Source organism: Curtobacterium sp. MCBD17_021, assembly GCF_003234525.1.
Lineage (GTDB): Bacteria > Actinomycetota > Actinomycetes > Actinomycetales > Microbacteriaceae > Curtobacterium.
This window is the reverse complement of record NZ_QKTS01000006.1, coordinates 94,284-107,516: the sequence shown is the minus strand read 5'-3', so window position 1 is coordinate 107,516 and position 13,233 is coordinate 94,284. Positions and strand designations below refer to the sequence as shown.

The 13,233-nt window shown below is 72.3% G+C and carries 11 protein-coding genes; 6 read left to right on the top strand and 5 right to left on the bottom strand.

Annotated features, from left to right (window positions below):
• Positions 1–32 precede the first annotated feature (32 nt).
• Positions 33–710 (bottom strand): response regulator transcription factor, encoded by a 678-nt coding sequence (locus tag DEI83_RS07590; protein WP_111081179.1) that lies wholly within the window; start codon positions 708–710, stop codon positions 33–35.
• A 206-nt stretch (positions 711–916) separates the two neighbouring features.
• On the opposite strand from DEI83_RS07590, the gene DEI83_RS07585 reads away from it, so the two are divergent.
• Complete coding sequence (locus DEI83_RS07585; protein WP_111081177.1) at positions 917–1,234, top strand: hypothetical protein; 318 nt, start codon at positions 917–919, stop codon at positions 1,232–1,234.
• Between the two features lie 45 nt (positions 1,235–1,279).
• Here the strand turns inward: DEI83_RS07585 and DEI83_RS07580 are convergent, their stop codons facing one another.
• Positions 1,280–2,341 (bottom strand): aromatic acid exporter family protein, encoded by a 1,062-nt coding sequence (locus DEI83_RS07580; protein ID WP_258371097.1) that lies wholly within the window; start codon positions 2,339–2,341, stop codon positions 1,280–1,282.
• A 79-nt stretch (positions 2,342–2,420) separates the two neighbouring features.
• Here DEI83_RS07580 and DEI83_RS07575 point away from each other — a divergent pair, with 79 nt between their 5' ends.
• Together DEI83_RS07575 and DEI83_RS07570 are read left to right on the top strand one after the other, a co-directional pair.
• A complete protein-coding gene (locus DEI83_RS07575; protein WP_146241616.1) occupies positions 2,421–3,662 on the top strand; it encodes an aminoglycoside phosphotransferase family protein in 1,242 nt (413 codons plus the stop codon).
• 519 nt (positions 3,663–4,181) lie between these two features.
• The gene (locus tag DEI83_RS07570) at positions 4,182–6,308 is read left to right on the top strand and encodes a DEAD/DEAH box helicase (RefSeq protein ID WP_111081173.1); all 2,127 of its coding nucleotides are present in this window, start codon (positions 4,182–4,184) and stop codon (positions 6,306–6,308) included.
• A gap of 116 nt (positions 6,309–6,424) precedes the next feature.
• Here the strand turns inward: DEI83_RS07570 and DEI83_RS07565 are convergent, their stop codons facing one another.
• Entirely contained in the window at positions 6,425–6,697 is a 273-nt protein-coding gene (locus tag DEI83_RS07565; RefSeq protein WP_022902366.1) for a mycoredoxin, read from the bottom strand.
• A 68-nt stretch (positions 6,698–6,765) separates the two neighbouring features.
• Here DEI83_RS07565 and DEI83_RS07560 point away from each other — a divergent pair, with 68 nt between their 5' ends.
• Genes DEI83_RS07560 through DEI83_RS07550 form a run of 3 tightly spaced genes read left to right on the top strand, consistent with a single transcriptional unit; the run spans position 6,766 to position 9,436 of the window.
• Positions 6,766–7,098, top strand: coding sequence for a PadR family transcriptional regulator (locus DEI83_RS07560; RefSeq protein ID WP_111081172.1), 333 nt, complete (start codon positions 6,766–6,768; stop codon positions 7,096–7,098).
• Positions 7,095–7,925, top strand: coding sequence for a hypothetical protein (locus DEI83_RS07555; protein ID WP_111081171.1), 831 nt, complete (start codon positions 7,095–7,097; stop codon positions 7,923–7,925). Before DEI83_RS07560 ends, DEI83_RS07555 begins: the two co-directional genes overlap by 4 nt.
• Positions 7,922–9,436: a CYTH domain-containing protein gene (locus DEI83_RS07550; RefSeq protein ID WP_111081170.1), complete on the top strand. Its 1,515-nt coding sequence runs from the start codon at positions 7,922–7,924 to the stop codon at positions 9,434–9,436. Before DEI83_RS07555 ends, DEI83_RS07550 begins: the two co-directional genes overlap by 4 nt.
• Positions 9,437–9,511: 75 nt before the next feature.
• Here DEI83_RS07550 and DEI83_RS07545 read toward each other — a convergent pair whose 3' ends face one another.
• Positions 9,512–11,683, bottom strand: coding sequence for a S9 family peptidase (locus DEI83_RS07545; RefSeq protein ID WP_181431122.1), 2,172 nt, complete (start codon positions 11,681–11,683; stop codon positions 9,512–9,514).
• A gap of 102 nt (positions 11,684–11,785) precedes the next feature.
• Positions 11,786–12,877: a Fic family protein gene (locus DEI83_RS07540; RefSeq protein ID WP_220036760.1), complete on the bottom strand. Its 1,092-nt coding sequence runs from the start codon at positions 12,875–12,877 to the stop codon at positions 11,786–11,788.
• Positions 12,878–13,233 lie beyond the last annotated feature (356 nt).

Genomic DNA, 13,233 nt, shown 5'->3' with positions numbered 1-13,233 from the left:
TCTCCCCGTCGTCCGACCGCATCACGCGGTCGTCAGGCGCTGACGAGGTCGAGTCGGTAGCCGCGACCGCGCACGGTGCTGATGACGACCGTCGCCTCGTGCGCGACGAGCTTCTTCCGCAGGTACGAGATGTACTGCTCGACGACGTTCGGGTCGACGTGCTGCGACCCGTCCCAGACCTCTTCGAGGATCTTCGGACGGTCGACGACGGTGCCGACCGAACGTGCGAGCAAGCGCAGCAGCGCGAACTCCGTCGGGCTCATGGCGACTCGCTGGCCCTTGACGGAGACGCGTCGGGCCTCGGAGTCGATCGAGACGTCCCCGACCTCGATGGTCCGGGGAGCGCCGGCGGGTTCGCGGCGACCGAGGGCACGGAGGCGAGCGGTGAGCTCGGCGAACGCGAAGGGCTTGGTGAGGTAGTCGTCGGCGCCGGCGTCGAGCCCGAAGACCCGGTCGTCGACGGCGTCGCGCGCGGTGACGAGCAGGATCCGGACCGGGTCCTCACGCTCGCGGACGCGGCGCGCCAGCTCGAATCCGGACATGCCGGGCATCATCACGTCGACCACGGCGATGTCGTAGGCCTGCTCGCCCAGGGCGATGAGCGCCTCCACGCCGTTCTCGACCGCGGTGACGCGGTACCCCTCGGCGGCGAGCCCGCGCTCCATGAGCGCGCGCATCTCGTCGTCGTCCTCGACCACCAACAAGCGCATCTGGACCTCCTGCGACCATCGTGGCATCGAACACGGACCGTGTGGGCGGATCCGGCTGCGCGACGCCTGAGCAGCGTCACAGCCCGCTGCTGCCGAGCTGCGGTCAGTGGACACCCGAGACTGACGGGTACTGACAGTACCCCCGTCGTTGCTATGCTCCGCCTCGGACGCTGTACCCGACAGACCGTCCTGTACTTGGGGGCACGATGCACGACCCGGACCTTCCGGAGATCGTCCGCCTGCGCGCCGAACTCGACGCCGCCTGGAAGGGCGTCGTCAGCCTCGGCTCGTCGGACGGACCACACCGCGACCGCGTGGTCGCCTACCTGCGCACGGCCGTGCCGGACAGCGCGGGTCGAGCGGCACGGACCGCCGGACAGGAGGCCGTGGTCGCCGAGATCCGCCGGTTCGCCGACGTCGAGGTGGTCACTTCCGACCCGGCCTGGCCGGCGTCCGAAGTGTGGGTCGACGTGCTGGCGACCGCGGTCGAGGCCGCGAACGCAGCGGGCGAACCCGTCCGCTGAAACGCCCGTCGGCCGTCCGCGCTCGTCGTCAGCGCCCGTCGGGCGTCAGTCGTCCTCGCCGAGGAGCTCCTCACGCACCCGTCGGACGTCCTCGAGCAGGGCACCGATGAGCACCCAGTGTCGGGAGTTCGGGCGGACCACCTCGAGCGGCGCCGTCAACGCGTGCTCGAGGTCCGTGTCGTCCTGCCCGTCGGCGAGCTCGCCCGGCGTCAGGCGCGCGGACTCCACCTGCGCGCCGAGACGACGGACGTCCGCGCCGATCCGGGCGACCTCGGTGGCGATCCGGCCGACCATCGGGTCCGCGCGGAGGTCCGGAGCGGTGTTGTCCCGGACGGCGCGGGTCATGCCGGTCACCCGGGTGACGAGGACGCGCAGGTGCTCGGCGACCGCGACGTCGCGCTCGAGGATCGTGCGGTGTCGACCCCCGCGCGGGTTCATCGTCAGCGAGTCCCGGGCCGACGTCAGCGCCGCCTCGGTCCGGGCGTGCTGCTGCCGGAGTGCCCGCGCCTGCAGCAGGGCCTCGTCCCACCGTGCAGCGTCCCACCCCTCGGTGAGCCCGACGGCGATCCGCTCGAAGGCGGCGGCGGTGTCCCGCGCGAGCCGGGCGGCGGCGAGGTGGGCGGGCTCGAGGAGCACCGGCGGCACGATGACGGCGTTCACCGCGAGGGCGACCACCGCGCCGATCACGGTCTCGAGGATCCGGTCGGCCGAGTAGTTCGGGGTGACGACCCCGGCGGTGAGCACGAGCATCCCGCTGATGCCGACCTGCGTCGCCGACGTCGGGGTGAGTCGCAGCGCCCAGGCGAGCAGGATCGCGAGGACGACGACGAGCAGGACGACCGCCACGGCATCGCCGAGGAGCAGGTGCACCCCGGTCGCCAGCACCACCCCGAGCAGGACCCCGGCGCTCCGCTCGAGGCCCTTCACGAACGACTGGTTGATGCTCGGTTGCACCACGAGCAGCGCGGCGATGGCGGCGAAGGTCGGGAAGGGCCCGCGGATGAGGAGTTCGCACAGGAGCACCGCCGCGACCACCGCCACCGCGGTCTTCACGACCTGCAGGAACGGGGTGCGGCTCGAGCTGCGGAGGCGCGCGACCGGGTTCACCCCTCCACGGTAGCCACGAGCCGCACGCCGAGCCGTGCACGAACGCGACGAAACCCCGGCGACACGGTTGACTGTCGCTGTGTGGCCGAACCATGAGCGAGTCATCCCCGAGGCCTTCGCCGGGTCCGGGACGACCGTCGTGGCCGCCCGCGCGCATTCGGTCGAACCGTCCGGCAACGGGTACCTGTACGGGTACGAGGTGGACACGGTCGACCGGGCCGGTCAGCGTGCCACCGTCCTGACGTACGTCGACACCGGCGGTGCGCACGACCAGAACAGTGCCATCGTCACCGACCCCGCCACCGGGGACCCGGTGTCGGTGTGGGCCTACCCGAACGACCCGGGCCTCCCGGTCCTGCCGCAGGTGACGTACCGTGACGCCGTCGCGGAGCTCCTCACCACGCTCGGGATGCCGGTGACGAACCCGACGCTGACGGTCGCCGCCTACCGGCCCGGCAAGCGTGCAGTCGTCCGCGTGGACGCACCGGAGCGGACCCTGTTCATCAAGATCGTCCGCCCACACCGCGTCGCCCCGATCGTCCGGACGCACGAGCAGTTCGCCGCAGCCGGCCTGCCGGTCCCACGTGTGCTGTCGAGCCGCGGCGACGGGCTGCTCGTCCTCGAACTCGTCCGCGGCGTACCAGCGGGCAGCCGGATCACCGAGATCGCCGACGACCCACGGTTCGTGGCGTCCCTCGCCGCCCTCACCGGGCGGATCGCGACCGTGCCGATGACGCAGCAGGCCCGCGCCGACGCGATGGACCACGCCGACTGGCACCGCCGGACCCTGACGACCGCGTTGCCGGCGGAGGCCGAGGAGATCGACCGCCTGTACGACGCCATCGGACGTCGGTCGATCGGCTGGGCCGCCGGAGCGAAGCAGGTCGTGCACGGGGACCTGCACCTCGAGCAGGTGTTCGTCGACGAGGACGAGCCCTGGCGCATCTCGGGGCTGCTCGACATCGACACCGCGGGGTGGGGGCACCCGGTGCGGGACATCGGTGCCGTGGTCGCGCACCTCGTCGTCACCGGGCTGTGGCACCGGTCACGAGGGGACGCCGAGCGCGGTGCGGCTGCCGAGCGCCTCGCGGACGCCGTCGCCCGCGACTGGGTGGCGCGCAACCCGCAGGAGGCTGAGCGCATCGGTCCCGCGATCGGCGCGCAGCTCCTCGCCCACGCCGGCGGGCAGGCCACGACCGGGTCGGCGAACGGGATCGCGACGGCGGAACAGCTGCTCGCGGCGACGCGGGCCGCGCTGGCGGAACCGGCCCCGAGCCTCCCGTCCGGCACCGGCCGTCCGCGGTCCGCGCCGCGCGTCTGAGCGTCCGTCGCTCGTCGCCTGCGGGGCCGGCCGCTGCCGGGCACTGCTCCGGACGCGACCGAATCGGCAGCGTCCCGCCGGGAGGCCCGCCACGCGCGGGCTGTGGAGAGTCGCCCCCGTCGACGGCTGGGGAGTAAACTGACCGCGCACGCACCGCGTGTTCGCATGTGGCGTCGATTCCTGACGCGACGACCGGTCACCTGACCGGTGCGGGCACCGGATCCGCGTCGTCTGAGTTCGGACCGCTCGGGGCAGGCCTTCCGAGGCGTGGCCTCCCGGTGGTCGGAGTTCGCTGGGGCACACCCAGGACGGGGCGTGCGTGTGACGGCGCCGGACCCCCGCGCAGACCGGCACATCGACCACCGGCCCACACCCTGGGCCCTCGATGCGGTCAGCCGGACGATCCGGTGTACTGCGGGCCACGGCGGCCCGTGGTGGACCCGGGTGCGACGGACGCACCGACACGACTTCCGCCCGTACCGGGTGGCTCGCCCCGACGAGGGCGGAACAGGAGGAGCCTTGGCTCGATCAGGTACCCGCCGCGCTGCCGGTGGCACGCGGACGGCGTCGCGCCGGACCCGGCCGCTCGACAACGACGGTCTCATCCCCGTCCTCGCCCGCGCCGTCCGCGAGGTCGAGGCCGCCGCGCAGCGTGGAGCCCTCAAGGCCACGAACCGCACGAAGTTCCAGGCGGTCGCCCTGCTCATGCGCGAGGAGCGTGCCCGCGTGAAGGCGGACACGACCCTCACCGACGCCCAGCGCGCCGAGCAACTCAAGCGTCTCGACGGTGTCGCCACGATCCTGGCGAAGACCGCCGCCCGCGACACCAGCGTCATCCAGCTCCTCACCGAGGAGGCAGCGGTCTCCGAGGCCACCCGCACCGTCAAGCGCGACATGATGATCGCCGCCGGCATGGAGCTCCAGCCCGAGGACCTCGTCATCGCGACCGAGCCCGCCGCCGCGGTCGAGACCCCCGAACGCGCCGTGGTGCCCCAGGCCGTCGTGCAGCGCCAGCTCGCGAACCCGTTCCTGCCGCCGGACTTCGCCCTCGCCGACCAGCCCGTCGCGCACCCGCGCCGGCTGGCGAACTGGGAACTGTTCGGCCCCCTGTTCAAGTCCTTCGAGTACGGCGCCGGCGGGGGAGCTGCCTCGATGCCGCTGCCCGAACCGTCCTCGCTGCACACGCCCTCCGGTGTGACCCTGATGAAGCACCAGGCCGAGCTCGTCACCGCCGCCGCGCAGGGACACCGCACGTTCCTGCTCGCCGACGAGCCGGGTCTCGGCAAGACCGCGCAGTCGCTGCTCGCGGCGGACGCGGCCAAGGCCTTCCCGCTGCTCGTCGTCGTCCCGAACGTCGTCAAGACGAACTGGGCGCGTGAAGCCGAGCGCTGGGTCCCGAACCACCGTGCGACCGTCATCCACGGTGACGGCCAGGACCTCGACGGGTTCGCGGACATCCTCATCGTCAACTACGAGATCCTCGACCGGCACGTCGGTTGGCTCGGCACGTTCGGCTTCAAGGGCATGGTCGTCGACGAGGCGCACTTCATCAAGAACAAGGAGTCGCAGCGTTCGAAGTTCGTGCTGCAGCTCGCCGAGAAGATCCGCGAGCGCACGGCGAACCCGCTGCTCATGGCCCTCACCGGCACCCCGCTCATCAACTCCGTCGAGGACTTCCGCACCATCTGGGAGTTCCTCGGCTGGATCGACGACAAGAAGCCCCGCGCGCAGCTCATGAACGAGCTCGAGGAGATCGGGCTCACCCCGGCCGACCAGGGCTTCTTCACGGAGGCGCGGAAGGCCGTGATCGACCTCGGCATCGTCCGACGCCGGAAGGTCGACGTCGCCGCGGACATCCCCGCCCGCCGGATCGCCGACATCCCGGTCGAACTCGACGGCGACGAGGGCCGCTCCATCCGCGACGCAGAGCGCGAGCTCACCGCGAAGCTCGTCAAGCGGTACCACCAGGCGCTCGCGGCCCGCACCGGACAGGACCCGGTGGTCGGCATCGACGAGAAGCTCGTCCGCCAGGTCGCCCGCTGGGAGCTCGAGGACCAGGACGCCTCGTCCACCGGCGAGAACGTCTTCTCGATGGTGCGGCGCATCGGCCGTGCCAAGGCCCAGCTCGCGGCGGACTACGCGGCGCAGCTCGCCTCGAACGTCGGCAAGGTCGTGTTCTTCGCGAAGCACCTCGACGTGATGGACCAGGCCGAGGAGGTCTTCGCCCGTCGGCACCTGCGCACCGCGACGATCCGCGGCGACCAGACCCCGACGCAGCGCACGGCCGAGATCGATTCGTTCGTGAACGACCCGGACGTCGCCGTCATCGTCTGCTCGCTCACCGCGGCGGGCGTCGGCCTCAACCTGCAGGTGGCGTCCAACGTCGTCCTCGCCGAGCTGTCGTGGACGAGCGCCGAGCAGACCCAGGCGATCGACCGCGTGCACCGGATCGGGCAGGAGGAGCCCGTCACCGCGTGGCGCATCATCGCCGCGCAGACGATCGACACGAAGATCGCCGAGCTCATCGACAGCAAGGCCGGGCTGGCCGCGCGGGCGCTCGACGGTTCCGACGAAGAGGTCGTCGACTCCGGCGACATCCAGCTCGACGCCATGGCCGCGCTGCTGATGGACGCCCTCAGCCGCTAGCGGCTCGGCTCCGCGCCCCGCAACGGACAACGCGCCCCGTCGGAACGGGGCGCGTTGTCCGTTGTGCGGCGCGTGCTCGTGTGCGGCTCGCGCGGGGTGCGGGAGTGCCGTGCGCGTCAGACGCGCGACTGGACCTCCGCCAGGGACGGGTTCGTCGCGGTGCTGCCGTCCGGGAACACCAGGGTCGGCACGGTCTGGTTGCCGCCGTTGACCTCGGCGACCAGCTCGGCGGTGCCCGGCGTCTGCTCGATGTCGACCTCGCGGAACGGCACACCGGCCTTGGTCATCTGGTTCTTCAGCCGGGCGCAGTAGCCGCACCAGCTCGTGGTGAACATGGTGACGCCGCCGGCCTCGGGCACGAACGCGTCACGGGTGATCGTCTCGCTCATGTGCTCATTCTCGCCCCGCTCCCCGGGAAGCCCTTGACCGGCTTGTCCTACATAGCTAGGTTACAAACATGGAACCGCTGCTCCGCGTCACCGCTCCGACGCTCGACGTCGTCGCCGCCCTGCTCGCGGCAGAGGGCCCGGCCTGGGGTCTGCAACTCATCAAGGTGATCGGACGGCCGTCCGGCACGGTCTACCCGATCCTCGAACGACTCGAGCGTCAGGGATGGATCGACTCCAGCTGGGACGACGACGCCGAGCGTTCCGGCCCCCGACGCCGCCTCTACGAGTTCACCGCCGACGGACGACAGGCAGCGGCCGAGCTCATCGACGCCCGACGAGCAGCCGACGCCGCAGCCGCCCGTCCCGCAGCGCGCCCGAGCTCCCGCCCGGTGACCTCGTGACCGCGCTCGGTCGCGCCCTCGTCGCCACCGCAGTGGCCATCTCACCCGCCGAGCACCGCCTTGTCCGGCGCGAGCAGTGGCAGGCGGACCTGCGCGACGCGGCCGACTTCGGGCTCTCGCCGACGGCGTTGGCGTTCGGCGCCTTGACCACCGCACTGTTCCACCGCCGAGGGGTTCGGCGTACCACCTGGGGAGAGACCATGACCACCACACCGTTCTCGACAGCGGCGACACCGCACACCATCCGCACCGTTCCCGTGCTGGTCACGGTCGCCGTCCTCGCGATCCTGATGACAGGACCGTGGCTGATCCTGCAGCCCAACTACGGGTACGAGAGCGACCTCGACCGCACCGTCGGTCTGGTCGGCATCTGGCTCCTGTCGTACCTGGTGCCGGGGGCAGCGGTGACCGCGGCGGCCCTGCTCCTGTCCGGATCGGGTCCCGGTCGCCGTCGCCTCGGCGCCGCGCTGGTCGCCGCCGCTGCGGCCGGTGCAGTCGTCACCCCGCTCGTCGTCCCGGACTCCGGCTGGCCCGTCAGCATCCTCCCGGCGGTGCTGCCGTTCCTCCTCGCGCTCGCCGGCTGGCTCGTCGCGATCGAGGCACCACGACGCGCGTGGCTGCTCCTGCTGCTCCCGCTCGGAGTGGCCACCCTGGTCGAGAGCGGCGCGCTGTGGGCGGTCGTGCAGATCCGGCTGCAGCCGTGCATCGTCTCCCTGCCCGGGCTCTCGGTGGTCGTCGCCGGGTTCCTCGCCTGGCGGACCGCCCGGTCCAGTCGAAGCACCCGCGGTGAGGAGCACGCCGTCACCCTGGTAGACAAGACCGTGTGAGCGACACCCACCTCGAGATCGAGCGCACCTACGACCTACCCGACGGCGCGGCACTGCCCGACCTCATCGGAGTCGGTGGCGTCATGCGCATCGAGCACCAGGAGCCCTTCCAGCTCGACGCCACCTACTGGGACACGCAGCGGTACGACCTCGTCGCCGCGCACGTCACCGTCCGCCGCCGCACCGGGGGGCACGACGCCGGCTGGCACATCAAGCGCGCCGAGTCCGACACCGTCCGGCACGAGCAGCACTTCCCGCTCACCGACGACCCGGACACCGTTCCCGACGAGGTCCTCGCCGCCCTGTTCACCGAGCGCCGGGGCCGCGGCCTGCACCCGGTCGTCCGGATCACCACCACCCGCACCGTCACACGACTGCTCGACGAAGACGGCGACCAGATCGCCGAGCTCGCGGACGACCGGGTCGTCGCCGAACGCCTCGACGCCGACGCACCGGCCGACGCGAGCACCTGGCGGGAGGTCGAGGTCGAGGCCGTCGAGGGTGTGGACGCACAGGTCGCCAGCGAGCTCTTCGCCGCCCTCGACGACCGGTTCGCCGCCGTCGGCGCCGGCCCCGCGGCCGTCGCGTCCAAGTTGGCACGCGGGCTCGCCGGCGCACCGGCACCGCGCCTCCAGACCGAGGAGAAGCCGCAGAAGGGCACCGCGGCGCGTGCACTCACCAAGCGGCTCCGCAAGCTGCGGACCGCGTTGCTCCGACAGGAGGCCCGGCTCCGGTCCGGTGCGCCCACCGACCTCACCGAGACGGCCGAGACCGCACTCGGCATCGCCGCCGTCCTCGGCTCCTACCGGCCCGCCTTCGCCGACGGGGACACCATGGACCGTGCCGCCGCAGCGGCCGACACCCTCGCAGCGGTCACGGCGCGGGCCGCACTCGCCGAGTACCTGGTCGACCGACTGCCACGCGCGTCGAGCCCGGCACAGGAGGCCCTCGTCGACTCGGTCACCCGCGAACGCATCCTCGCCTCCACCCGGCAGCGCCGGGACGACGCCACCCGTGAAGTCGTGCTCGCCCTCCACGAGGAGTCGTTCCTCGAACTCCTCGAGGCCCTCGACGACGCCGTCGAACGTCCGCAGCCGACGACGTGGGCCCTGCGCGATCCGAAGCAGGTCGCGCAGGACGTGTCCGCCGTCGAGAAGCCGCGCGTCCGCGAGCTCGTCCGGGCCGCCGTCGGGGACGACCCTGCCGACGAGACCGGCGACCGCGAGGCGACCGAGCGCGCGTGGCACGCGACGCTCCGCGCCCGGATGGCGATGGACGTCCTCGGCGACGACGCGTTCCCGCACGCCCTCTGGAAGCGCATCGGCACGGCAGCCGACGTCCTCACCGAGCGGGTGCGGTCCCTGCACGCGCTCGAGCAGCTGCGTGTGCAGTCCGGGATCGCCGAGCGCGGCGGTGAGGGGACGTTCGGGTACGGCGTCCTCGCGGGCGACCGGGTGCGGCTGGCGGAGGAGTCCTACGACGAGGCGGTACACGCGCTGGACCGCGTCTGACGTCGAACTCCGAGACGACGACGGCGCGCACCCGATCAGGGTGCGCGCCGTCGTCGTGTCGGCTCCGGGGCGGTGTCAGCCCGCCGCGATCGGGTTCGCCGTCGCCGCGGCGGGGGAGACGTCGGCGAGCCCGAGGACGTCGAGCAGCCAGGCCAGCTCGAACGCCCGCTCCTTCCACGAGTCGTACCGGCCGCTGACACCACCGTGCCCGGCAGCCATCTCGGTCTTCAGGAGCACAGGTGCCCCGACCTCGCGGAGCTTCGCGGTCCACTTCGCGGGCTCGACGTACAGCACCCGGGTGTCGTTGATGGAGGTCACGGCGAGGATGCGCGGGTACTGCACGTCGTCGCGGACGTTCTCGTACGGCGAGTACTCGCTCATGTACCGGTAGACCTCGGCGTCGTGCAACGGGTCGCCCCACTCGTCCCACTCGATGACGGTCAGCGGGAGGTCAGGGTCGAGGATGCTCGTCAACGCGTCGACGAACGGCACCGCGGCGAGGATGCCCGCGAAGCGCTCGGGGGCCAGGTTCGCGACGGCGCCCATCAGGAGCCCACCGGCGCTCCCGCCCTCGGCCACGAGCTGGTCCGCGCTCGTCCGACCGGTGTCGATGAGGTGCTCGGCGACGGCGACGAAGTCCGTGAAGGTGTTCTTCTTCGTCAGGGTCTTGCCGTCCTCGTACCAGTGCCGGCCCATCTCACCACCACCGCGGACGTGCGCGACCGCGAAGACGACCCCACGGTCGAGCATCGACAGGCGCATGACGCTGAAGCCCGGGTCGATCGAGTGCTCGTACGACCCGTAGCCGTACAGGTGCAACGGCGCCGGGGCGTCCGCGTCCACAGCGTCCTTGCGCCAGACCAGCGAGATCGGGACCCGGGTGCCGTCGGCCGCGGTCGCCCAGTCACGCTCCTGCACGTAGTCGGCCGGGTCGTACCCGCCCAACACCGGCTGCCGCTTGAGGACGGTCACCTGTCCGGTCGCGAGGTCGAGGTCGCTCACCTCGGACGGGGTCACGAAGGACGTGTACCCGAGGCGGAGGGTCGGCTGGTCCCACTCGGGGTTGCCGCCGAGCCCGGCCGAGAACAGCGCCTCGTCGAAGGGCACCTCGTGCGGCTCGCCGTAGCCGACGCCCTCGATCGGGATGACGGCGATCCGGGGGAGTGCCTCGGAGCGGTACTCGAGCGCCAGGTGCCCGGCGAACGCGTCCACCGACTCGATGCGACGCTCCGGGTTGTGCGCGACGACGACCCGGCGGTCGGACGCCGAGGTGGGGTCGTCCGCGGGGACGTCGACCAGCTCGAAGTTCTCGGCACCGTCGTTGTGCAGGACGAGCAGACGGTCGCTGCCCCCGACGATGGCGTGCTCGATCTCGTACTCCACGCCCTCGCGGCGCGGCCAGACGACGCGGAACTCGCCGGTCGGGTCGGATGCGTCGAGGACGAGCGCCTCCGCCGTGATCTTCGACCCGAGCTCGATGATGATGTACTGCGACGAGCGGGTGACCCCGACGCCGACCCAGTACCGGTCGTCCGGCTCCTCGAACACGACGACGTCGGCCTCGGCGGGAGTTCCGACCTCGTGCCGCCAGATGCGGTCCGGGCGCCAGGACTCGTCCACCGTCGGGTAGAAGACGTACCGACCGGAGGGGTCGAACGTCGCGCCGGCTCCGGTGTTCGGGATCGTGTCGGCGAGGTCCTGCCCGGTCTCGAGGTCGCGGACGGCGAGCGTGTACCGCTCATCGCCCTCGACGTCGACGCCGTACACGAGGCGGCTGCCGTCGTCACTGATGTCGTACGTGCCGAGCGAGAAGAAGTCGTGTCCGTCGGCGAGGGCGTTGCCGTCGAGGACGACCTCCTCACCCGGGAGGGTCGCGGCACCCTCGTCGAGGGACGGCGGTGTCCAGTCGTCCGGCCCGCTGATCGGGGCGCGGCACTGCACGCCGTACTGGCTGCCCTCGCTCGTGCGGGTGAAGTACCACCACTGCCCCATCCGCACCGGCACCGAGAGATCGGTCTCCTGCACGCGGCTCTTCACCTCGTCGAAGAGGCGGTCGCGGAGCGCGCCGAGGTGCTCGGTCTGCGCTTCGGTGTACCGGTTCTCGGCCTCGAGGTACGCGACGGTGTCGGGGGACTCCTTGTCCCGGAGCCACTCGTAGTCGTCGACGAAGTCGATGCCGTGGTGGGTCCGCGTCACGGGCCGCTTGGCGGCGGTCGGCGGGGTGGTCACGTCGTGCTCGCTGGTCACCGGCCCACCCTATGCGCTCGGCATGGAAGCGCCGCCCGGCTCCGTCGGGCGGCGGCGCTCGCCGCTGCGGTCACCGCACACTCCGGTGACGCTGTCGCCCCGTCACGCGGCCGCCGTGGTCGGGCCGGGCGGAACCGGATCCGCTGCCGCCCGGATCCGCTCGCCCAGTGCGTCGAGTTCTGCCAGGACGTCGGACGCGACCCATGCCCGGTCCCGCCGACGTGCCGTGACGGGCCGGAGCACGCCGGCGTCGACGAACTCCCCGATCACCGCGTCGGTCCACGGCAGGTCCGCCGGGAGCGCTGCGCTGACCGCGGTCTCGGTCAGGACCGGGTCGGCCAGGAGGACGCGGAGGAGGTCCGAGTGGTGTGTGACCTGCTGCCCGTTGCCCGTCGGGCGGACCGCGCTCCGGTCGTGCTCGACCTCGTCGAGTCGGAGCGCGGTGAACTCGACCTCGTCGCAGACGACCCCGACCGCCCGCGCCGTCAGGGCGATGATCCCGTCGACGTGGCCGTCCCGGTAGCGTTCGAGCTCGGTGAAGTAGCCCGCTCGATCGGCGACCAGGGCAGCGGCCACGGGCACGACGTGTGCGGTCGTGACGCCACGCCGTCGCAGGACCGCGTTGACCAGCGCTCGTCCGATCCTTCCGTTGCCGTCGGTGAACGGGTGGACGGACTCGAACTGGGCGTGGGCGATCGCGGCCTGCGCCAGGGCGTCGACGTCGCCACGCGCGAGGAACGCGAAGAGGTCGGCCATCGCAGCGGGGACGTCGTCGGCAGGCGGCGGCACGTACGCGGCGTCCCGGGGAGAAGCCCCGCCGCCGATCCAGTTCTGCACCCGACGCCACTGTCCGGCGACGGGACCGTCCACCGGGTCGTCCCGCATGAGCACCGCGTGGGCGTCGAGCACGGACCGCTCGGTGATGCGGCCGCGTCCGGCGGCCGTGATCATCCCGCGCAGCGCGGCGGTCGCACCGACCATGGCCGTGGCACTGCCGTTCGCCCGGATGCCGACGAGTGCCCGGGCGTAGTCGTCGAGCGTGGCGTGTGACTCCTCGATCCGGGACGACGAGACCGCCTCGGTGCGGGCGAGGAGCAGGTCGAAGGCGGCCGTGCGGTCCCCGAGCCGGCGGTCGACGTCGACCAGACGGTCGGTCGCGCGCGCCAGCAGGTCGGCGAGGTGGGGCGGCGCCACGAACGCCTGATCCGCGATCGCGGGCGGCAGCGAGCACCGCACCGACCGCGTCATCCGGTCGGCCCGCGGCGGCCGTCCGGTGCTCCGCCACGGACGCGTGGTCGAGCCGTGGCGCGGCCACCCGGCTCCGTCATGACCACGCCCGGTCGCCGCGAGCGCGACGCCGTCGCAGGCGCGCTCGGTCATCGCGATGCCGTCCTCCGTCGCGCCGGTCCGGTCCGTCGTGCCGGTCCGGTCGGTCGCAGCCGTGTTTCCCGTCGTGTCGGTCCTCCTCGTGTCGGTCCTGGCCGTCGTTTCCGTGTTGCCCGTCATGCTGCCTCCCGCTCCTCGCGGCCGTCGACGGTAGTGGCCGGGCT